This is a genomic window from Klebsiella sp. 141251 (genome assembly GCF_050600725.1).
In the GTDB taxonomy this organism is placed as follows: Bacteria; Pseudomonadota; Gammaproteobacteria; order Enterobacterales; family Enterobacteriaceae; genus Klebsiella; species Klebsiella aerogenes.
In genome coordinates this window covers 11237-32492 of sequence record NZ_JAQIRG010000004.1, presented here as the reverse complement: position 1 = coordinate 32492, position 21256 = coordinate 11237, and the positions used below count along the sequence as shown (strand labels likewise).

Below are 21256 nucleotides of genomic sequence, written 5' to 3'. Positions count from 1 at the left end.
ATCTGGTGGCAGATATTGCCACCATCTTTCACTGGTCGCCGTCCGTCACTGACGTTATGCCGCTGACTGATGTGCTGGAGTGGCGGCATAAAGCGATACAAAGAAGTGGGGCCAGCGATGAGTGACAATAACCTGCGCCTGCAGGTGATTCTTAATGCGGTTGACAAGCTCACCCGCCCATTCCGAACCGCGCAGACCAGCTCAAAAGAGCTGGCTGCAGCCATTCAGCAAAGCCGCGCCCGTTTAAAAGAGTTAGATGCCCAGGCGGGCCGTATTGACGGTTTCCGCAAGGCCAGTGCTCAGTTAGCAGTCACCGGCAACAGCCTTAAAGCCGCACGCGAAGAAGCGGCTAAACTTGCCACGCAATTCTCTGCCACCAACCGCCCGACGGCGGCGCAGGCTCGGCTACTTGAGCAGGCAAAAAACCGTGTTACAGAGTTGCAGAGTAAATATAACGGCTTGCGTCAGTCGGTACAGCGCCAGCGTCTTGCGCTCAATGAAGCCGGACTGGACACGAAAAAGCTCAGTAGTGCGCAACGGGAACTGCGGCAGAATACCGACGAAACCCGGCAGGCGCTGGACCGGCAGCAGAAATCCCTGAAACGCCTGGGCGAACAGCAGGCGCGGATGAACGCCGTCCGCGATCAGTATTCGCGCCGTCTTGAGGTGCGGGATCGTATCGCCGGGGCAGGGGCTACCACCACGGCTGCAGGAGTGGCAATGGGTGCGCCAGTAGTGGCAGCAGTTAAGAGCTATGCCAGCATGGAAGATGCCATGAAAGGCGTGGCAAAGCAGGTAAACGGGCTGCGGGACGATAATGGCAACCGCACGAAAAAGTTTTATGACATGCAGGCTGCCATCAAGGCCGCCAGTGAACAGCTGCCAATGGAGAATGGCGCTATAGATTATGCCGCGCTGGTTGAAGGTGGCGCACGCATGGGTGTCATCAATCAGGACGATCCTTACGAAGACCAGAAGCGTGACCTGCTGGCCTTTGCTTCCACGGCGGCAAAAGCGGCAACGGCGTTTGAGCTACCCGCTGACGAACTGGCGGAAGGGCTGGGTAAAATTGCGCAGCTGTATAAAGTCCCCACCCGCAATATTGAACAGCTGGGTGATGCGCTGAATTACCTGGACGATAACGCCATGTCAAAGGGTGGGGATATTATCAACGTGCTGCAGCGCATGGGGGGCGTGGCTGACCGCCTCGACTTCCGAAAGGCCGCCGCGCTGGGTTCAACCTTCCTTTCTCTGGGCGCAGCACCGGAAATTGCCGCGAGTGCCTCAAATGCCATGGTACGTGAGCTTTCCATTGCAACCATGCAAAGCAAGCGCTTTTTTGAAGGTATGGACTTGCTTAAACTCAATCCCGCAGAGATTGAGAAACAGATGACCACCGACGCAATGGGCACTATCCAGCGCGTTCTGGAGAAGGTCAACAAGCTACCCAAAGATAAGCGCCTGTCTGCCATGACCATGGTTTTTGGTAAAGAATTTGGTGACGACGCAGCAAAGCTGGCTAACAACCTGCCGGAGTTACAGCGTCAGCTAAAACTCACCTCAGGCAATGAAGCGAACGGCTCCATGCAGAAAGAATCTGATATTAATAAAGACTCTTTATCTGCGCAGTGGTTGCTGGTTAAAACAGGTGCGCAGAACGCTTTCAGTAGTCTGGGCGAAACGCTACGCCAGCCACTGATGGACATTATGGATTCTGTAAAACTCGTCACCGGCGCATTACGTCGCTGGGTGGAGACCAACCCGCAGCTGGCAGGCACGCTGATGAAAGTTGCAGCAGCGACTGCCGCGATCACCGTTGTGCTCGGTACGCTGGCAGTGGCGGTGGCTGCTGTGCTGGGGCCGTTGGCGGTGATCCGGTTGGGCCTGTCTGTGCTGGGTGTAAAAACTTTACCGTCTGTCACTGCGGCAGTGACCCGCACCGGCAGTGCGTTGTCATGGCTGGCAGGCGCGCCGCTTTCCCTGTTACGTCGGGCGATGGCCTCATCCGGCGGCAGTGCCGGGCTGCTGAGCGCACCCCTTCATTCACTTCGACGTTCCGCCGGGCTGGCTGGCAACGCACTGAAAGCGGTAGCAGGTGCACCGCTTACCATGCTGCGTGCGGGAATGTCAGGCATACGTAATGTGATTGGTATGGTGATGAATCCGCTGGCGGCGCTGCGGGGTGGGTTATCTGCCGCTGGCGGCGTGCTGCGCTTTTTGGTTTCCGGCCCGATGGCATTACTTCGCGTTGCGCTGTACGGGATTTCCGGCCTGCTGGGTGCGCTGCTCAGTCCAATAGGGCTGGTTGTAGCTGCGCTGGCTGGTGTGGCGCTGGTTGTGTGGAAATACTGGCAGCCCATCAGGGCATTTTTAGGTGGTGTGGTGGAGGGGTTTAAAGCCGCAGCTGCACCGATCAGTGCTGCCTTTGAGCCATTGCGGCCTGTTTTTCAGTGGATTGGTGACAGGGTGCAGGCTTTGTGGGGATGGTTTACTGATTTGCTCACGCCGGTTAAATCCACTTCCGAAGAACTGAACAGCGCAGCGGTAATGGGGCGCAGGTTTGGTGAGGCGCTGGCTGAAGGTTTGAATATGGTGATGCATCCGCTTGAGTCGCTTAAATCAGGTGTGTCGTGGTTACTTGAAAAACTCGGCATCGTCAGTAAGGAGGCGGCAAAAGCAAAACTCCCCGAACAGATTACACGGCAACAGCCAGCCACGGTGAACAGTGACGGTAAGGTAGTGCTGCCGCCAGGTGGATTTCCGTCTATGGGGTTTGCAGGTATGTATGACAGCGGAGGCACGATCCCGCGTGGTCAGTTTGGCATCGTTGGGGAGAACGGCCCTGAAATAGTGAACGGTCCCGCAAATGTGACCAGCAGGCGGCGCACTGCCGTGCTGGCTTCTGTCGTTGCAGGTGTTATGGGCGTAGCTGCAGCGCCTGCAGAGGCCGCACCTCTGCATCCGTACAGCCTACCAGCAATGGCATACAAACAAAGTCAACCTGTGAAATCTGCCAGCGTACCGTCAGTGATCCGTTATGAGATTAACGCGCCCATTCATATCACTGCCCAACCTGGGCAGTGTGCGCAGGATATTGCCCGCGAAGTCGCGCGGCAGCTTGATGAGCGCGAGCGCAAAGCCAGGGCGAAAGCGCGCAGTAATTTCAGCGATCAAGGGGGATATGATTCATGATGATGGTGCTTGGGTTATATGCCTTTATGTTGCGTACCGTGCCCTATCAGGAGCTGCAGTATCAGCGAAGCTGGCGACACGCCGCAAACAGCCGGGTGAACCGCCGACCATCAACGCAGTTTCTTGGACCGGATAACGATTCGCTGACGTTATCTGGTGTACTGCTGCCGGAAGTCACCGGCGGCAGGCTGTCATTGTTGGCACTAGAGCAAATGGCTGAGCTGGGCAAAGCGTGGCCCCTGATTGAGGGGAGCGGGACCATTTACGGCATGTTTGTGATCGAGGGGCTGAGTCAGACAAAAACGGAGTTTTTTGCAAGCGGAATGCCTCGCCGTATTGAGTTTACGCTGACCCTGAAAAGGGTTGATGAGTCGCTGTCTGATATGTTCGGTAATCTCAGCGATCAGCTCAGTAATCTGCAGAACTCTGCAACGTCTGCAATAGGTAATATTAAAAACACGGTTGGAGGGATGCTGCAGTGAATGTTAGTTCTGAACTTTTTGATCCCAACAGCAAAAGCCCGGCTTTCAGTATCACCATTGAAGGTAAGGACGTGACTACCGTACTGGATGCACGTCTGCTGAGTCTGACGCTGACCGATAACCGGGGTTTTGAAGCAGACCAGCTTGATCTGGAGCTGGACGACGCTGACGGGCAGATTGTTCTGCCGCGACGTGGTGCCGTTATCCAGTTGGCGCTGGGATGGAAGGGCCAGCTGCTTTTCCCAAAAGGAGCATTCACTGTGGATGAGATTGAGCATAGCGGTGCCCCTGATCGTCTTACCATCCGGGCGCGGAGTGCAGATTTCCGGGAAACCCTCAATACCCGGCGTGAAAAGTCATGGCACCAGACAACGGTGGGGGAGGTTGTAAAGGAAATTGCCGCCCGGCATAAGCTCAAAATGGCGCTGGGTAAAGACCTGACAGATAAGGCGCTGGATCATATGGACCAGACCAATGAAAGCGATGCCAGTTTTCTGATGAAACTGGCGCGCCAGTTTGGCGCGATTGCTTCCGTTAAGGATGGAAACCTGCTGTTTATCCGGCAGGGGCAGGGAAGAACGGCGAGCGGTAAGCCATTGCCTGTTATCACCATTGAGCGTAAAGCCGGTGACGGTCATCGTTTTACCCTGGCTGATCGTGGTGCTTATACCGGCGTAATTGCCAGTTGGCTGCATACCCGTGAACCTAAGAAAAAAGAAACAACGAAAGTTAAGCGCCGTCGGAAGAAAACCACCACACCTAAAGAGGCGGAAGCAAAACAGGGTGATTATCTGGTGGGAACGGATGAAAACGTGCTGGTACTAAATCGCACCTATGCAAACCGCAGTAATGCTGAGCGTGCGGCAAAAATGCAGTGGGAGCGTTTGCAGCGTGGTGTTGCGTCATTCTCCCTGCAGCTTGCAGAGGGCCGGGCAGATCTCTATACAGAAATGCCAGTAAAGGTGGGCGGTTTTAAGCAGCCTATCGACGAGGCCGAATGGACCATTACAACTTTGACGCATACCGTCAGCCCGGATAATGGCTTTACTACCAGTCTGGAGCTTGAAGTAAAAATTGATGATTTAGAAATGGAATAAATAAGTTCTCAATATTGATTATGTGTGTATCATTATTGAGAACTTAAGGTGGCGGAGAATAAAAAATGATGAATTGCCCAAAGTGTGGACATGCGGCGCATACTCGGAGCAGTTTTCAGGTTACGGACAGCACGAAGGAGCGTTACTGTCAGTGCCAGAACATTAATTGTGGCAGCACATTTGTCACCCATGAAACGGTAGTGCGGTTTATCGTAACGCCGACATTAATTAATAATGCACCACCGCACCCTTTGCCGGGTGGTCAAGGGCACATGAATTTTTAAACCAAGAACCTGCTGAGGCAGGTTTTTTTATGCGTCAGGAATTTCACCCGTTCATGTGAATCACATTCGTTATCTAAACGGATACAGAAGTTGTTGAGCATTGGGTAAAGTGGCTGCCGCCATTTTGCCGCCACCATCAAAGAAAAAAGGGTTACGTTTTCACGTAACCCTTTGTTTTGTTTGGTGGAGCTGGCGGGAGTTGAACCCGCGTCCGAAATTCCTACATCCTCGGTACTACATGCTTAGTTTGTCTTTACATTCGCACGCCAGCTGCGGACAGACACGCCACTAACGAACTAGCCTGATTAGTTTTAGCACTTCAACCCCAGGCAGGGCATCCGCGCGATCTCTTTTGGGTTTGACCTCTCTTGATCCCCGTCCTAAGAGCGGAGGCTAGGGAGAGAGGGCTCTAAGCAGGTTATTAAGCTGCTAAAGCGTAGTTTTCGTCGTTTGCGACTATTTTTTTGCGGCTTTTTACGAGGCCAACCGCCCCTCGGCATGCACCTTGGGTTTCGCGAATCCCGTCGAATCCAGAATCAGCCCCAATGTGTACTTGAAGTATAACAGATTTGTGAAGGTGGTTACCAGCCCCTGAAGCGAGGATTCTGGCGGCATATCGAATGAAAAAGCAGCGACAACAGCAATATAGCGTAGGGCCAGAGGGAGCTGGCCCGCAGAGAGGGGGGATTACCGCCCGGCATTCTTCATGATGCGCGCCTTATCGACCGCCCATTCACGATCTTTCACGTCGGTGCGCTTATCGTGCTGTTTCTTACCTTTCGCTACGCCGATTTTCACTTTGCACCAGGCGTTCTTCCAGTACAACGACAGGGCGACGACGGTATAACCTTCGCGGTTAATGCGGCCGTATAGCGCATCGAGCTCGCGCTGATTGAGCAGCAGCTTGCGGGTACGGGTCGGATCGCAAACGTAATGCGTGGAGGCGACCGCCATTGGCGTAAAGTTGGCGCCGAAAAGATAGGCTTCGCCATCTCTCAGAATGACATAGCTATCGCCGATGTTGGCTTTGCCGGCACGCAGAGATTTCACTTCCCAACCCTGCAGCGCGAGGCCTGCCTCGTATTCATCTTCGATAAAGTATTCGTGACGGGCGCGTTTATTCAGCGCAATGGTGGCTGATCCAGGTTTGTGGGCTTTTTTCTTAGTCATAATGTCCTGAAGTCATCGCTAGTTCTAAACATTGTTACCTCAATCCTTCCTGCGAGGCGTAATGGGCTATCTTAGCACGAGTTATGGTACAGCGTTTTTTTTAGCAGCAGATAAATGATATTATTTGTCCCGTGTTTAAATGTGGAACCTGCTATGCCTCAGATTAGCCGTACTGCGCTGGTGCCTTTCAGCGTGGAACAGATGTATCAACTCGTAAATGATGTGAAGTCCTATCCCGATTTCCTGCCAGGCTGCACCGGTAGCCGAGTGCTGGAGGCCGGGCCGACGCAAATGACCGCGGCGGTTGATGTGTCCAAGGCCGGCATCAGCAAGACTTTCACGACGCGTAATACGCTGACCGATAACCAGAGTATCCTGATGAGCCTGGTCGATGGGCCGTTCAAAAAGCTGATTGGCGGCTGGAAGTTTATTCCGCTCAGCCCGGATGCGTGCAAAATTGAGTTTCATCTCGATTTTGAGTTCACCAACAAGCTGATTGAAATGGCTTTTGGTCGCATCTTTAAAGAGCTGGCCGCCAATATGGTGCAGGCGTTCACCACGCGCGCCAAAGAGGTGTATCGTGTCGGCTAATATTGTGGTTGAAGTCGCCTATGCGTTGCCGGAAAAACAGTACCTGCAACGCGTGAAGCTGCAGGCTGGGGCAACGGTCGAGCAGGCGATTATCTCGAGCGGTATTCTGGCGCTGCGCGAAGATATCGATCTGGCGAAGAATAAAGTCGGCATCTACAGCCGTCCGGTCAAGCTGCACGACGAAGTCCATGATGGCGACCGCGTAGAGATTTATCGCCCGCTGATTGCTGACCCGAAAGAGCTGCGCCGACAGCGGGCTGAAAAGCACGCCGAGAAATAAGCGGGAATGCACAATAAAAAAAGCGCTCATTGAGCGCTTTTTGCATTTCAACTGGCCTGAGATTACTTGGTCAGCGCCGGTTTGTTATCAATGTTGGTTAACACACCGCTGCTGTCGAAGGTCAGCGTCAGGGTCTGCTGGGTCACTTTCTCATGGCCCGGCTGCTGGCGGAAAACGTAGAACCAGGTGTTGCTACCAAATGGATCTGACATCATCGGCGTACCCAGCGCATAAGCAACCTGCTGTTGTGTCATGCCGACACGAATTTTTGCGACATCGGTTGGTGCCAGATAGTTACCCTGGTTGATATCAGGACGGTAAACCACTCGTTCCAGAGTGGAACAGCCTGCGGTCAACATAAGGAGAACCGCTGCGGCAGCAGTCAGCGTTTTACAGCGCATAGTGATTTGATTCCTTTTTGGGCCCGAGCAATACGTGGCTCATCTGTAATATGCCGATAATAATAGACCTTTGCCCGGTTGGGAACCTTCGACTGCAGGTCTATTGGCAATTTGCTGTTCACTATGACTCTGTGAAAATCAAAAAGTTTACGCCGCAAGCAACTCTTTCGCGTTCGCCAGGGTGTTGCGGGTAACCTCGCTACCGCCCAGCAGACGGGCCAGTTCCTGCAGTCTGGCGCGTTTATCCAGCGCATGCATGTGCGTCTCGGTCATCTCGCCATCGGTCTCTTTGCAGACAAAGAAATGATGGTGACCACAGCCAGCAACCTGCGGCAGGTGAGTCACGCACATGACCTGCGTGGATTCTCCCAACTGGCGGAGCAGTTTGCCGACCACCGCCGCCGTCGGGCCGCTGATGCCGACATCGACCTCATCGAAAATCAGCGCCGGGGTTTCCATTTTACGGGCGGTAATAACCTGAATAGCCAGTGCGATACGCGACAGCTCGCCGCCGGAGGCCACTTTAGCGATCGGCTGCAGCGGTTGCCCCGGGTTGGTGGTGACGCGGAACTCAATATGGTCGGCGCCTTCGGCGGTCAGATGGCGTTCATCAAAGGCGACATCAATGGCAAACACCCCGTGTGGCATAGAAAGTGAGTGCATACTTTCGGTTATCAACTGGGTGAGTTCATCGGCGCTGCGCTGACGCAGGGCGTGCAGTTCCTGCGCCGTTTCCAGCGCCAGGCGGTGATGCTCAATGACCAGTTGGCTCAGCGACTCCAGCGAACCGGCGCTGTCGTCCAGCAGGCGCTGCTCATCCAGCATGGCCTGATAGAACGCCGGCAGCTCTTCCGGAGCAATCTGATGCTTACGCGCCAGCGCAATCTGCCGGGAAATGCGCTGTTCCAGCTCGAACAGACGGTTAGGGTCGAGATCGAGACGGTCATTGTAGTGGCGCAGCTCATCGGTCGCCTCGCTGAGCTGAATAGAGGCTTCTTCCAGCATATCGAGCACGCTGGAGAGTTTGCTATCCATACCGACCAGCTCGCTAACCAGCTGTTTAGCGGTATAAAGCTGGCTTTGCAAATTGGCCTCTTCGCCGTCGGCCAGTACCGTTAACGCATGCTGACAGGTACTGAGCAGCTGGCCGCTGTTGGCCAAACGTTTGTACTCTTCGTCTATCTGTTCGAACTCGCCCGGCAGAGGATTAAATTCGTTCAGTTCTTTGAGCTGGTATTGCAGCAGGTCTGCGCGGGCGGCGCGCTCCTGGCTCTGCTGCTGATGCTGAGCCAGCTCCCGGCAGCTCTGGTGCCACTGGCGGTAGCGTTCCGCCATGCGCTGAGTAAGCGCATACTCACCGGTATAACCATCGAGCAGGGTTTTCTGATGTTCGGCTTTGGTGAGTAACTGATGGGCATGCTGGCCATGGATCTGGATAAGCAACTGGCCCAGCTCGCGAAGCTGAGAAAGAGGCACGGCGGTACCGTTGATAAAACCGCGGGAGCGACCGTCAGCGCTGATCACGCGGCGAAGTAAACACTCACGCCCGCTTTCCAGTTGGTTCTCTTCCAGCCAGCGCTGGGCGGCAGGGGTATCTTTCAGCGCGAAGCGCGCGCACAGGTCGGCACGGCTGGCGCCGCGGCGCACCATGTCAGCTTCGGCTCGGCCGCCGAGGCACAGCCCCAGCGCGTCGATGGCAATGGATTTCCCGGCGCCGGTTTCCCCGGTAATGGCGGTCATGCCACTGTGAAAATCAATTTCCAGTTCACGAACGATAGCGAAATTGCTGATGGTGAGTTGCGCCAACATAGCTGCCTTCCTGTATGAAAAACCATTACTGTGTTTTCGTACAGTATAAACTGGTTTTTTATCCAGTAAAGAGGCAGCTTGTAAAATCAGAACAATTTTTTCGACCAGCCCAACTTAGTGCTTAATGTATTGAAATAACTGTAGTCTTTCGGATGAATCAGATTGAGGTGATAATCACAGCGGCGGATGAGCACATCTTCGCCGTCCTGAATGGGGAGCGCAATCTGGCTGTCGCAACTGATTTCCAGATCGTTGCAGCGCTGCGAGAAGCGCAGGCGAATGGTGCTATCGCCGTTAATCACCAGCGGTCGCGCTGATAGCGTATGCGGGAACATCGGCACCAGGGTGATGGCGTCCAGAGAAGGCGTGAGAATAGGGCCGCCCGCAGAGAGCGAATAGGCCGTCGAACCGGTAGGCGTGGAGATGATCAGGCCGTCGGAGCGCTGGGAGAAGGCGAACACTTCATCGATATAGACTTCGAACTCAATCATGTGCGCGACTTTACCCGGATGCAGCACCACTTCATTAATAGCCGTGCTGATGCGCTTCTGGCAGTCATGCTGGCATACCTGGGCTTCCAGCAGAAAACGTTTTTCTGCGATATAGTGGCCTTCGAGTACGTCGGCCAATTGCTGAAGCGCGTTATCCGGGTCAAGGTCGGTAAGAAAACCAAGATTGCCGCGGTTAATGCCGATGACGTTGATGTCATAGCGCGCCAGCGTGCGCGCCGCGCCGAGCATATTGCCGTCGCCGCCGACCACCACCGCCAGATCCGCCTGCTGGCCGATTTCCGCCAGCGTGCCGGTTTTTACATTGCTAAGCTGGAGTTCATGGGCGATTTGCTGCTCGACCAATACTTCATAGCCTTTGCCGCATAGCCAGCGCCAGAGCATTTCATGTGTGGTCAGGGCGGTTGGGTGACGAGGGTGTCCCACAATGCCGATACACTTGAAATGGTTCTTCATGATCTGGATGTCCTTGGGTTAAATGAATGATGACAATCTGTCTGCTTCCCTTGAATCCCGGAAACTGATCCCCATAATAAGCGAAGTTAGCGAGATGAATGCGAAAAAAACGCGGAGAAATTCATGAGTAGTAAAGAACAGAAAACGCCTGAGGGGCAAGCCCCGGAAGAAATTATCACGGAGCAGCACGACAACGTAGAGGCTGTAGAGCCTGAGGTTTCTGCTGAGCAGGTGGATCCGCGCGATGAAAAAATTGCGAATCTGGAAGCACAGCTGGCCGAAGCGCAAAAGCGTGAACGTGATGTGATGCTGCGCGCAAAAGCGGAAGAAGACAACCTGCGTCGTCGCACCGAACAGGATATCGAGAAAGCGCATAAATTTGCGCTGGAGAAGTTCGTCAACGAACTGCTGCCGGTTATCGATAGCCTGGATCGCGCGCTGGAAGTGGCTGATAAAGCTAACCCGGATATGGCGCCAATGGTTGAAGGGATCGAACTGACCCTGAAATCGATGCTGGACGTCGTGCGTAAGTTTGGCGTTGAAGTGGTTGCCGATACCAACGTACCGCTGGATCCAAACGTGCACCAGGCCATCGCGATGGTCGAGTCTGACGATGTGGCTGCCGGCAACGTGCTGGGCGTGATGCAGAAGGGTTATACCCTGAACGGTCGTACTATTCGCGCCGCGATGGTAACCGTCGCGAAAGCGAAGTAATTCGTTAGTTCGCCAGTAACGGCTGCCTGCGGGTGGCCGTTTTTATTGGCTTTAAATAAAATAACGGCGAACTGAAGTTCGCCGTTATTCTTTGCTGGCTGCGCTATTCCGCCACGCTTTCGCGTAATGATTTCACCGGCATCACCTTCACCTGCTTAATCATATTGTCCTGTACGTCGAGAATATCGATATCATACTGTTCGATACGTACGCGGGTTCCAGGGACCGGGATTTCTTCCAGCGCTTCCAGAATGATGCCGTTAACGGTACGCGCGTCGTCTTCCGGCAGGTGCCAGTTGAACGCTTTGTTGATTTCCCGCACGTTGGCGCCGCCGTCAATAATCACCGAGCCGTCATTAAGCGGCGTCACTTCTTCGGCAAGGGTCGGCGACATCGAGGTAGTGAAGTCTCCCACGATCTCTTCAAGAATATCTTCAACGGTGACCAGTCCTTGAATATCACCATATTCATCGACCACCAGACCGACTTTCTTTTTATTACGTTGGAATTTCACCAATTGCGTGCTGAGTGGCGTACCTTCTGGCACAAAGTAAATCTCATCTGCCGCTCGTAACATGATCTCTTTTGTGAACTCTTTCTTTTCCGTCATCAGACGATAGGCTTCACGGACGCGCAGCATGCTGATGGCATCGTCCAGCGAATCACGATAAAGCACGATACGGCCATGCGGCGAGTGGGTTAGCTGGCGGACGATAGATTTCCAGTCATCGTTGATATCGATACCGACGATCTCATTGCGCGGCACCATGATGTCATTAACGCTGACCTTTTCCAGATCCAGGACCGACAGCAGCATGTCCTGATTCCGCCGTGAGATTTGTGAACGGGATTCATTCACAATCGTTCGCAGTTCATCTTTGCTTAATGCGCCGCTAATGACGTGATCGGTCTTAATACCCATCATGCGCATCAGTACGCGGGTAATGGTGTTCAACAACCACACCAGCGGCATCATCAGTACCTGTAGCGGCGCCAACAGGAAACTGCTGGGGTAGGCGACCTTTTCCGGATACAGGGCGGCAATGGTTTTAGGTAAGACTTCGGCAAACACCAGCACGACAAAGGTGAGCACGCCGGTGGCGATAGCCACGCCAGCGTCGCCGTACAGACGCATGCCGACGATGGTCCCCAGCGCTGAGGCCAGGATATTGACGAGGTTGTTGCCGATGAGCACCAGGCTAATGAGGCGGTCCGGCTTACGCAGCAGCTTTTCCACACGCTTAGCCGGGCGGTTGCCTTGTTTCGCCATATGGCGCAGCCGATAGCGGTTCAGCGTCATCATGCCGGTTTCGGAACCGGAGAAATAGGCGGAGATAATCACCATGATGATCAGCGTGACGATCAGCGTGGTGGTAGAAATGTGTTCCAGGAGAGACTCCTTAGTCTTTAACTAACAAACTGCTGAAGGACGCGGCTGCCAAAATAAGCCAGGGTCAGCAACCCGGCTCCGGCGACGTTAAACCAGACCACCCGGCGGCCGCGCCAGCCTTCGTGGTAGTGCCCCCACAGCAGTACGATATAGACAAACCAGGCCACGATAGACAGCACCGCTTTATCAATATTTTCGGTATTGAACAGGTTGTGCATATAGAACAACCCGGTGCATAGCGTCAGGGTCAGCAGCACTACGCCAACCTGGGTGATATGAAACATTTTACGCTCAATACTCATCAGCGGCGGCATTTCGCTGCTGAAAGCCAGCTTTTTATTTTTCAGCTGGTAGTCAATCCACGCCAGCTGCAGCGCGTACAGCGCGGCGATGATAAGCGTGGCGTAGGCAAAGAGCGACAGGCCGATATGCACCAACATCCCAGGAGTGGTTTCGAGGTGGGTGATGTACTCGTTAGGCACGAAGGTGGCGAAGGCGAGGTTGATCAGCGCGAAGGCGTATACGATAGGTAGCAATAGCCAACCGCGATTACGCGAGGCGACGATGGTCATCACCGTACAGATCATCAGGCTGACCAGCGAGCCGACGTTAAGTAAGCTGAGATTTTGCCCACCTTCGCCGCCGGGGAAAATACGTGACTCCAGCGCGAAGGCGTGGCAAATCAGCGCTATCGTCGCGGAGAGAATCGCCATCCGCCGCCAGCTGCTGTTTTTTTGCAGCAAGCCAGGGATGATCAGCGCAAGGCTGATGGAGTAGGCGACAAGGGCAAGTAGAGCAAACACAGGCATAGGAGCGTCGACTGTTGACTAAATAAGAAAGAGAAGCAGTATAGCGTCACGCGACGTCTGCTCCAACCGTTGCAGCACATTCAGGTTTATGTCGTGTTATACTGCGCCAAATTCGTATTTTTGTGTCGCTGCGGCGACCGACCGTTTCCACCTCAGGCGAGAGACAATGTTTGATAATTTAACCGATCGTTTGTCGCGTACGCTGCGCAACATTAGCGGCCGCGGACGCCTTACCGAAGACAACATTAAAGACACCCTGCGCGAAGTGCGCATGGCGCTGCTGGAGGCCGACGTCGCGCTTCCGGTGGTGCGTGATTTCATCAGCCGCGTCAAAGAGAGCGCGGTAGGCCATGAAGTCAATAAAAGCCTGACGCCAGGTCAGGAGTTCGTCAAAATTGTTCGCAACGAGCTGGTTGCGGCGATGGGCGAAGAAAACCAGACGCTGGATTTAGCCGCGCAGCCGCCGGCCGTCGTCCTGATGGCGGGCCTGCAGGGTGCGGGTAAAACGACCAGCGTCGGTAAGCTGGGTAAATTCCTGCGCGAGAAGCACAAGAAAAAAGTGCTGGTCGTTTCCGCGGACGTATACCGCCCGGCGGCGATTAAACAGCTGGAAACGCTGGCAGAGCAGGTCGGCGTGGATTTCTTCCCGTCCGACGTGGGCCAGAAGCCGGTTGATATCGTCAACGCGGCGCTGAAAGAAGCGAAGCTTAAATTCTACGACGTGCTGCTGGTGGATACCGCCGGTCGTCTGCACGTCGATGAAGCGATGATGGACGAAATCAAACAGGTCCACGCCGCGATTAATCCGGTTGAGACGCTGTTCGTCGTCGATGCGATGACCGGTCAGGATGCGGCGAATACCGCGAAGGCCTTTAACGAAGCGTTGCCTTTGACCGGCGTGGTGCTGACCAAGGTGGACGGCGACGCCCGCGGCGGTGCGGCGCTGTCGATTCGTCATATCACCGGCAAGCCGATTAAATTCCTCGGCGTCGGCGAGAAAACCGAAGCGCTGGAGCCGTTCCACCCGGACCGTATCGCTTCTCGTATTCTCGGCATGGGCGACGTGCTGTCGCTTATCGAAGATATCGAGAGCAAAGTTGACCGCGCGCAGGCCGAGAAGCTGGCATCCAAGCTGAAGAAAGGCGACGGTTTCGACCTGACCGACTTCCTTGAGCAACTGCGCCAGATGAAAAACATGGGCGGCATGGCCAGCCTGATGGGCAAACTGCCGGGCATGGGGCAAATTCCCGATAACGTGAAAGCGCAGATGGACGACAAAGTGCTGGTGCGTATGGAAGCGATCATCAACTCGATGACGATGAAAGAGCGCGCCAAGCCGGAAATCATTAAAGGTTCGCGTAAACGCCGTATCGCCGCCGGTTGCGGAATGCAGGTGCAGGACGTGAACCGTCTGCTGAAGCAGTTCGACGACATGCAGCGCATGATGAAGAAGATGAAGTCGAAAGGCGGCATGATGAAGATGATGCGTGGGATGAAAGGGATGATGCCGCCAGGATTCCCTGGCCGCTAATACGCGTCATAATTCAAGCCGCAGATGCGTTGGCTGCGTTCGTTCACCCCGGTCACGTACTTGTGTACGCTCCCGGGGATTTACTCACTTGCCGCCTTCCTGCAACTCGAATTATTTAGCGTATGTAGTTTTGAATTGATTTTTGCACAGAAATCAGTAAAATTTTCGGGCTTTTAATATGACACCGGGCTCCGTTCCTCGATGGGGCCCGGTTGTTTTATTCACACAAGAGGATGTTATGGTAACTATTCGTTTAGCACGTCACGGCGCTAAAAAGCGTCCGTTCTACCAGGTTGTTGTCACCGACAGCCGTAATGCACGCAACGGTCGCTTCATCGAGCGCGTTGGCTTCTTCAACCCGATCGCTACCGAGAAAGAAGAAGGCACCCGCCTGGATCTGGATCGTATCGCTCACTGGGTTGGCCAGGGCGCTACTGTTTCCGATCGCGTTGCCGCGCTGATCAAAGCCGCTAACAAAGCAGCTTAATCTGTCACGGTGGTCATGATGAGCAAGCAACACACCGCACAAGCACCTGTTGATCCGATTGTATTGGGGAAAATGGGTTCTTCCTACGGTATCCGTGGTTGGCTCAGAGTGTTTTCCTCCACCGAAGACGCTGAAAGCATTTTTGACTATCAGCCCTGGTTAATCCAGAAGGCGGGTCAGTGGCAGGTTGTTGAGCTGGAAAGCTGGCGCCACCACAATCAGGACATCATCATCAAGCTGAAAGGCATTGACGATCGTGATGCGGCGAATCTCCTGACTAATTGCGAAATTATCGTGGATTCATCGCAGCTGCCGGCGCTGGAAGAGGGCGACTATTACTGGAAAGACCTGATGGGCTGCCAGGTAGTTACCACCGAAGGCTATAGCCTGGGTAAAGTCATTGATATGATGGAAACCGGGTCGAATGACGTTCTCGTCATCAAGGCAAACCTGAAAGATGCATTTGGCATCAAGGAGCGGTTGGTTCCGTTCCTCGATGGGCAGGTTATCAAGAAAGTCGATCTCGCTACTCGTACTATCGAAGTAGATTGGGATCCTGGTTTTTAAATTCTCCGGATAAACGGTAAAAGACGGCGCTATGTGGATTGGCATAATTAGCCTGTTTCCTGAAATGTTCCGCGCAATTACCGATTACGGGGTAACTGGCCGGGCAGTAAAAAATGGCCTGCTGAGCATCGAAAGCTGGAGTCCTCGCGACTTCGCTCATGACCGGCACCGTACCGTGGACGATCGTCCTTACGGCGGCGGACCGGGGATGCTAATGATGGTTCAACCTTTACGGGATGCCATTCATGCAGCAAAAGCCGCGGCAGGTGAAGGCGCAAAGGTGATTTATCTGTCACCTCAGGGGCGCAAGCTTGATCAAGCGGGCGTCAGCGAACTGGCAACGAATCAGAAACTGATTCTGGTGTGTGGTCGCTACGAAGGGATAGACGAGCGCGTAATCCAAACCGAAATTGACGAAGAATGGTCAATCGGCGATTACGTTCTCAGCGGTGGTGAGTTACCGGCAATGACGCTGATTGACTCCGTTTCCCGGTTCATTCCGGGAGTTCTGGGACATGAAGCATCAGCAACGGAAGATTCCTTTGCTGATGGGTTGCTGGATTGCCCGCACTATACCCGTCCTGAAGTGTTAGAAGAGATGGAAGTACCGCCAGTATTGCTGTCGGGAAACCATGCTGAGATACGTCGCTGGCGTCTGAAGCAGTCGCTGGGCCGCACCTGGCTTAGAAGACCTGAACTTCTGGAAAACCTGGCTCTGACTGAAGAGCAAGCAAAGTTGCTGGCGCAGTTCAAAAGCGAACACGCGCAACAGCAGCATAAACATGATGGGCAGGCGTGAGCCCCCAATATCAGTTTACCCAGGATAAGAGATTAAATTATGAGCAACATTATTAAGCAACTTGAACAAGAACAGATGAAGCAGGACGTACCTTCCTTCCGTCCGGGTGATACCGTGGAAGTGAAAGTATGGGTTGTTGAAGGTTCCAAAAAACGTCTGCAGGCATTCGAGGGCGTGGTTATCGCTATTCGTAACCGCGGTCTGCACTCTGCATTCACTGTTCGTAAAATTTCCAACGGCGAAGGCGTTGAGCGTGTCTTCCAGACTCACTCTCCGGTAGTTGACAGCATTGCTGTTAAACGTCGTGGTGCTGTACGTAAAGCTAAACTGTACTACCTGCGTGAGCGTACCGGTAAGTCTGCTCGTATCAAAGAGCGTCTTAACTAAGATTCGCTTTCGCGACATCCTGATAGAAAGGGCTGGCCGGATGGCTGGCCCTTTTTTTATCTAAATTTTAACTATTTTGATGTAAATCAATTACAATATCGCCCGGATTTCGGAGGGGCGGTGAACGGCACTATTTTCTCACAACCAGCATTTCAACGGCGGGCCGCCTGGCTGGCGCTGTTTGCGATCCTGCTGATCGTGGTGGCGCCGCTGATCTCCATTTCGCTACAGAAAGACCCCATGAGTGCGACGCCGGGCATGCATCATGCTATGCCGATGGGCGAGTCTCATGATGGGATGTCCGGGCATGAGATGGTAATGATGCACGGCGCTGACAGCGCGTCACAGCCGGCGCATAGCATGCCGGTTGATCACGCCGAAGCCTGCGGCTATTGCGTGCTATTAGCGCACGTACCGGGGCTGCTGTTCGCGCTGGCGCTGTTCTTCGCCATGATCCTGCGGCGCATTCGCCTGCCGGTTTCTCGCCCGGTATTAAAACACTGGCACTACTTCCCCTGGCTCTACCCTGAAACCCGCGCGCCGCCGCGGCTGTCTGCTTTTTCCCTTTAATAAAAATGAATCTGCGTACTGCGCAACGACCTCTTTTGCTTTAAAAAAGGAAGAGTATGACAACCTGCACCTCGCGCGCGGCATGGTTAAACCTGCTGCGGCGCCTCCATTTCTATATTGGTCTGTTTATCGGACCATTTATCTTTGTCGCGGCCTTGACCGGCACGCTGTATGTCTCCACGCCGCAGCTGGAAAACTGGCTGTACCATGACGCCTTACAGGGCTCGCTCAACGGGGAAAAACAGCCTCTTAGCGCGCAAATTGCCGTCGCCAAAGAGGCTACGCAAAACAATCTCCGCCTGCAGGCCGTGCGCCCGGGGATTACCGCCGGCGAAACGACGCGGGTGATGTTTGCCGACCCGCGGCTGGGGGAATCAGAAAATCGGGCTATTTTTGTTGACCCGGTGACGCTACGGGTCAAAGGCGATCTGACGGTTTACGGTACCAGCGGGATTTTACCGCTGCGCCAGTGGATTGATTACGCGCATAAATCCTTGCTGTTGGGTGACGGCGGCAGGCTGTACAGCGAACTGGCGGCCTCCTGGATGTGGGTTGCGGCGTTGGGCGGTATTGCGCTATGGGCGATGACTCGTCCGAAGCGGCGGATAAACAATCGGCTGCAAAATACCCGCCGTCTGCACGTGACGCTGGGCTGGATGTTGCTGGTTGGCATGTTGCTGTTTTCCGCCACCGGCTTAACCTGGTCGCAGTGGGCGGGCGGTAACGTCGATAAGATGCGCGCCGCGTTTGGCTGGCTAACACCGCAGGTCAATACGCAACTTCATGGCGGGGAGGCGATGCCGCCCGATCCGCATGCCGGGCACCACATGGCGCATATGGCAATGGATGAGCCACAGGTGAAAGTGACTGCGGAACGGTTCGATAGCGTATTGCAGGTGGCGCAGGCCGCAGGGCTGACGGCCAGCAAGCTGGAGATCAGGCCGCCCAAAAGCGCGGGGATGGCGTGGACGGTGAATGAAATTGACCGTAGCTGGCCGACACGGGTCGATGCGGTGGCCATTGATGGCGAGACGTTACAAGTCGTGGATCGTACCCGCTTTAGCGATTTCCCGCTGATGGCTAAGCTGACCCGATGGGGCGTCGATTTTCATATGGGTTTACTGTTCGGGTTGGCGAACCAGTTGCTGTTGGTGGCGTTCGGGGTGGCTCTGTGCGTCATGATCATCGTCGGCTACCGCCTGTGGTGGATCCGCCGTCCGACGCAGAGTGCGTTTAATCCAGCACAGACGTTGGTGCAAGCGTGGTTGGGGTTAAGTGTCGCCGCCCGGGCGCTTGCGCTGCTAATCGCGCTTCTGCTCGGGCTGGCGGTGCCGCTGATGGGCGTCAGCCTCGCGGCGTGCCTCGTGGTTGATTACCTGCGCTGGCGCGCGGCTTCAGCGATGAGGCTGGCTAAGTCGGTAGACTAACCTGCTTAAGGCGTGCTGATCACCACGGTAACGCGGCGGTTTTCAGCACGGCCTGCAGCGGTATCGTTGCTGGCGATGGGGTACTTTTTACCTAATCCGCGGGTGGTTAGATTACTGCGCGGGATTTTCGCGCCTTCAGCCCAGGCATCCGCCACGCTGTTGGCGCGCTTTAATGACAGCGCTTCATTGTAGCTGTCTTCGCCGTAGTTATCGGTATGACCTTCAAGACGGCTATGGGTAATACCGGTCTCAGCTAACCGTGCGGCCATACTGTGGATTTGCTGCTGGCTTTCGGGACGCAGGCGATAGTCGTTTTTGTCAAACAGAATGCTGTCAGACAAACCTAAAGACCAATCACCAGCGGCTTCGGTAAAGCCGTAAGACTTCATTGCTGCGACCTGTTCTTTAGAGAACTTACCTGGCGCCTGGCACCCGGTGAGGAGAAATGCAGCCAGAAGAGTGGGTGCAATAAATTGCCTGAGCATAGTAATTCCTTCTTATTTTTGTGTGTGATGAAAACGCTGGTTTTTCATCCGATACATATTCTGATCGGCCAGTTCCTGCAGCTCCTCCACCGAGGTGTGCTCCCAGGTCAAAGCATAGCCAATACTCAGAGAGAGCGTTGCCGTGTGGCCATTGTGAAGGTTGAATGGCTGGAGAAACTGTTCGGACAGCGTTGCGCAAAGCGCCTGGACTTCGGTTTCTGTATGCACATCGTGCAATAAAATGGCGAATTCATCGCCGCCCAGACGCCATGCCTGGTGTTGGTCGCCAACGAATGCCATCAGGCGGCTGGCGACCTCAATAAGGACTTTATCGCCGGCGGCGTGTCCCCAGTTATCGTTAATGAGTTTGAAATTATCGCCGTCAAGAAACAGCAGCGCCGAGCTATGGCGTGCCGCGTCATCGTCCATCAGTTTACCGATGACGTTGCGAAACGCCGCGCGATTCGCCAATCCCGTTAGTGGATCATGTAACGAGCTGCGCAGCAGTTGCGCATTTTTTGCCTGCAGCTGACGCTGCCAATCCTCCATTTCTCCGAGCAGGCTATTGAAGTCCTGGGCGAAGAGATGGAATTCCTCAATACGTTCTTCCGGTACACGGCGCGAGAAATGGCGGTTTTCGCGGATATCATGTACCACTTCGGTAATACTTTGCAGCGCGGTGACAATACCGCGGTGCAGAGAATGGGTGAGCATCAGGGCGATAACGGACGCCAGCAGAATACTGCCGGTCAATACGATCAGCGAAACACCGAGAAAATGACTGATTAACCGATCGAGCGCCTTCAGACGAAGCTCACCGATTATTTTTCCCTGATGCCAGATTGGCTGGACAGTCGGTTCAGGAAACAGCCATTTACTAATATAACCACTGAATTTTTCGTTTTTAACTAAGGCGTCATTACGCCAGTCGGCGAAATGACGCTGACGGCTGTCCAGAAGCGTGGCTTCGGAAAATTGCCCCTGTCTTCCAAGCGTCGCCAGCGTATCTTCTGCGGCGGTGGCATCGCCAAAAACCAGTGCCGCTTCGAGGCTGCGGCCCATGGTTGCCGCGGTGAGCTCAAGATTTTTTTGCGCGTACTGTTTTAACGTGATGACAGAGGCGGCGCTGAGCAAAAGCCAGACCAGCGTCATCGAAATCACTACGCTTATCATGCTGATTCGGCGTAACGCGTTTTTGAAAGTGGGGCGCGGGGCCTGAGAAAAATCCTTATTCATGTGATTTCTTCCGGGCAAGCATCAGTACGTCCGGATTGACCCGTACACCGCTATGCGTCAGGACATCCAGATTAACGGAAAACCTCACCCTATCGTCATTTATGAGCAAGCAAAAAGCGCTGCCAAAAGAGCAATCGGTATTTTGTTCCGCTATGAGTAATAGGGGACGGGAGCCATATTTTTTTGTTAATGCAGACTGCTGATCCGGGGTTTCACTGCCGAAATACAAACCGTCGCAGCTGGCCTTTAGGGCTTCCTGTGAATTTCGAACTATCACCGGTTGATAAGGTAAATTTTCCGGCGCTTCCTGAGCCAAACTGCGGATATATCGGGAGGTGGAAAAAACGCATAACTTCGGCGGGCCGGATAAATTTGGCCAGCGCGTATAAGTCACAATCCCCGAAACTATGGCGCGAACGTTCTCAGATGTCTCAGCGGCAAAAGCGGGAACTCCCGCGATGAGCAAAAAGAAAAGCAAAAATAGACGGTAAAACTCTTTCATTAACGGGTCCGTCAAATCGTTATTGCACGGGAAACGCAGTTCGCAGTTGCCTGAGCGGAGAATAGCATTATTGGCAAAAAG

24 protein-coding genes and 1 other RNA gene are annotated in these 21256 nt (G+C 54.1%); 15 read left to right on the top strand and 10 right to left on the bottom strand.

Annotated elements, in window-relative coordinates:
• The first annotated feature begins 5 nt into the window (after positions 1-5).
• The 5 genes from PGR09_RS10400 (at position 6) to PGR09_RS10380 (ending at position 5055) form a co-directional block, all read left to right on the top strand.
• Positions 6-125, top strand: a complete 120-nt coding sequence (locus PGR09_RS10400; RefSeq protein ID WP_012440340.1) for a GpE family phage tail protein — start codon at positions 6-8, stop codon at positions 123-125.
• Complete coding sequence (locus PGR09_RS10395; protein ID WP_430916116.1) at positions 118-3192, top strand: phage tail tape measure protein; 3075 nt, start codon at positions 118-120, stop codon at positions 3190-3192. Before PGR09_RS10400 ends, PGR09_RS10395 begins: the two co-directional genes overlap by 8 nt.
• Positions 3189-3674: a phage tail protein gene (locus PGR09_RS10390; RefSeq protein WP_430916115.1), complete on the top strand. Its 486-nt coding sequence runs from the start codon at positions 3189-3191 to the stop codon at positions 3672-3674. Before PGR09_RS10395 ends, PGR09_RS10390 begins: the two co-directional genes overlap by 4 nt.
• Complete coding sequence (locus PGR09_RS10385; RefSeq protein ID WP_430916114.1) at positions 3671-4771, top strand: phage late control D family protein; 1101 nt, start codon at positions 3671-3673, stop codon at positions 4769-4771. Before PGR09_RS10390 ends, PGR09_RS10385 begins: the two co-directional genes overlap by 4 nt.
• A 65-nt stretch (positions 4772-4836) precedes the next feature.
• Positions 4837-5055, top strand: coding sequence for an ogr/Delta-like zinc finger family protein (locus PGR09_RS10380; RefSeq protein ID WP_072056497.1), 219 nt, complete (start codon positions 4837-4839; stop codon positions 5053-5055).
• Between the two features lie 181 nt (positions 5056-5236).
• Here PGR09_RS10380 and ssrA read toward each other — a convergent pair.
• Positions 5237-5599, bottom strand: a transfer-messenger RNA (tmRNA) gene (gene ssrA / locus PGR09_RS10375).
• Between the two features lie 143 nt (positions 5600-5742).
• Positions 5743-6225, bottom strand: coding sequence for an SsrA-binding protein SmpB (smpB, locus tag PGR09_RS10370; protein ID WP_015370247.1), 483 nt, complete (start codon positions 6223-6225; stop codon positions 5743-5745).
• A 153-nt stretch (positions 6226-6378) separates the two neighbouring features.
• On the opposite strand from smpB, the gene PGR09_RS10365 reads away from it, so the two are divergent.
• Together PGR09_RS10365 and PGR09_RS10360 are read left to right on the top strand one after the other, a co-directional pair.
• Positions 6379-6816, top strand: a complete 438-nt coding sequence (locus tag PGR09_RS10365) for a type II toxin-antitoxin system RatA family toxin (RefSeq protein WP_015370248.1) — start codon at positions 6379-6381, stop codon at positions 6814-6816.
• On the top strand, positions 6806-7096 hold the full coding sequence (locus tag PGR09_RS10360) for an RnfH family protein (protein WP_015370249.1): 291 nt from the start codon (positions 6806-6808) through the stop codon (positions 7094-7096). Before PGR09_RS10365 ends, PGR09_RS10360 begins: the two co-directional genes overlap by 11 nt.
• A gap of 62 nt (positions 7097-7158) precedes the next feature.
• On the opposite strand, the gene bamE is transcribed toward PGR09_RS10360, so the two are convergent.
• The 3 genes from bamE to nadK form a co-directional block, all read right to left on the bottom strand.
• Entirely contained in the window at positions 7159-7497 is a 339-nt protein-coding gene (gene bamE, locus PGR09_RS10355) for an outer membrane protein assembly factor BamE (RefSeq protein ID WP_047044418.1), read from the bottom strand.
• Between the two features lie 147 nt (positions 7498-7644).
• Entirely contained in the window at positions 7645-9306 is a 1662-nt protein-coding gene (gene recN / locus PGR09_RS10350; protein ID WP_047044422.1) for a DNA repair protein RecN, read from the bottom strand.
• A gap of 86 nt (positions 9307-9392) precedes the next feature.
• Positions 9393-10271, bottom strand: a complete 879-nt coding sequence (gene nadK / locus PGR09_RS10345) for an NAD(+) kinase (protein WP_015370252.1) — start codon at positions 10269-10271, stop codon at positions 9393-9395.
• Positions 10272-10394: 123 nt separating this feature from the next.
• On the opposite strand from nadK, the gene grpE reads away from it, so the two are divergent.
• A complete protein-coding gene (gene grpE / locus PGR09_RS10340) occupies positions 10395-10985 on the top strand; it encodes a nucleotide exchange factor GrpE (protein ID WP_015370253.1) in 591 nt (196 codons plus the stop codon).
• A gap of 103 nt (positions 10986-11088) precedes the next feature.
• Here the strand turns inward: grpE and PGR09_RS10335 are convergent, their stop codons facing one another.
• Both PGR09_RS10335 and PGR09_RS10330 read right to left on the bottom strand, forming a co-directional pair.
• The gene (locus tag PGR09_RS10335; RefSeq protein ID WP_026612238.1) at positions 11089-12375 is read right to left on the bottom strand and encodes an HlyC/CorC family transporter; all 1287 of its coding nucleotides are present in this window, start codon (positions 12373-12375) and stop codon (positions 11089-11091) included.
• A gap of 17 nt (positions 12376-12392) precedes the next feature.
• On the bottom strand, positions 12393-13184 hold the full coding sequence (locus PGR09_RS10330) for a cytochrome C assembly family protein (protein ID WP_015703199.1): 792 nt from the start codon (positions 13182-13184) through the stop codon (positions 12393-12395).
• Positions 13185-13350: 166 nt separating this feature from the next.
• Between PGR09_RS10330 and ffh the strand changes: the two genes are divergently transcribed.
• From ffh to PGR09_RS10295, 7 genes are all read left to right on the top strand, one after another.
• On the top strand, positions 13351-14715 hold the full coding sequence (gene ffh / locus PGR09_RS10325) for a signal recognition particle protein (protein WP_020078159.1): 1365 nt from the start codon (positions 13351-13353) through the stop codon (positions 14713-14715).
• Between the two features lie 238 nt (positions 14716-14953).
• Positions 14954-15202: a 30S ribosomal protein S16 gene (gene rpsP, locus PGR09_RS10320; protein ID WP_015370257.1), complete on the top strand. Its 249-nt coding sequence runs from the start codon at positions 14954-14956 to the stop codon at positions 15200-15202.
• An 18-nt stretch (positions 15203-15220) separates the two neighbouring features.
• Entirely contained in the window at positions 15221-15769 is a 549-nt protein-coding gene (gene rimM, locus PGR09_RS10315) for a ribosome maturation factor RimM (RefSeq protein ID WP_015703198.1), read from the top strand.
• Between the two features lie 31 nt (positions 15770-15800).
• Positions 15801-16568, top strand: a complete 768-nt coding sequence (gene trmD / locus PGR09_RS10310; protein ID WP_008806092.1) for a tRNA (guanosine(37)-N1)-methyltransferase TrmD — start codon at positions 15801-15803, stop codon at positions 16566-16568.
• A gap of 39 nt (positions 16569-16607) precedes the next feature.
• Positions 16608-16955, top strand: a complete 348-nt coding sequence (rplS, locus tag PGR09_RS10305; RefSeq protein ID WP_002914145.1) for a 50S ribosomal protein L19 — start codon at positions 16608-16610, stop codon at positions 16953-16955.
• A 120-nt stretch (positions 16956-17075) separates the two neighbouring features.
• Positions 17076-17525, top strand: coding sequence for a DUF2946 domain-containing protein (locus PGR09_RS10300; protein ID WP_430916112.1), 450 nt, complete (start codon positions 17076-17078; stop codon positions 17523-17525).
• Between the two features lie 56 nt (positions 17526-17581).
• Positions 17582-18952, top strand: coding sequence for a PepSY-associated TM helix domain-containing protein (locus PGR09_RS10295; RefSeq protein WP_430916110.1), 1371 nt, complete (start codon positions 17582-17584; stop codon positions 18950-18952).
• 5 nt (positions 18953-18957) lie between these two features.
• Here PGR09_RS10295 and PGR09_RS10290 read toward each other — a convergent pair whose 3' ends face one another.
• Genes PGR09_RS10290 through PGR09_RS10280 form a run of 3 tightly spaced genes read right to left on the bottom strand, consistent with a single transcriptional unit; the run spans position 18958 to position 21175 of the window.
• Complete coding sequence (locus PGR09_RS10290) at positions 18958-19437, bottom strand: OmpA family protein (protein ID WP_045395099.1); 480 nt, start codon at positions 19435-19437, stop codon at positions 18958-18960.
• A 12-nt stretch (positions 19438-19449) separates the two neighbouring features.
• On the bottom strand, positions 19450-20673 hold the full coding sequence (gene dgcN, locus PGR09_RS10285) for a diguanylate cyclase DgcN (protein WP_047044434.1): 1224 nt from the start codon (positions 20671-20673) through the stop codon (positions 19450-19452).
• The gene (locus tag PGR09_RS10280) at positions 20666-21175 is read right to left on the bottom strand and encodes a YfiR family protein (protein WP_026612240.1); all 510 of its coding nucleotides are present in this window, start codon (positions 21173-21175) and stop codon (positions 20666-20668) included. The genes dgcN and PGR09_RS10280 overlap by 8 nt, the downstream gene beginning before the upstream one ends.
• Positions 21176-21256 lie beyond the last annotated feature (81 nt).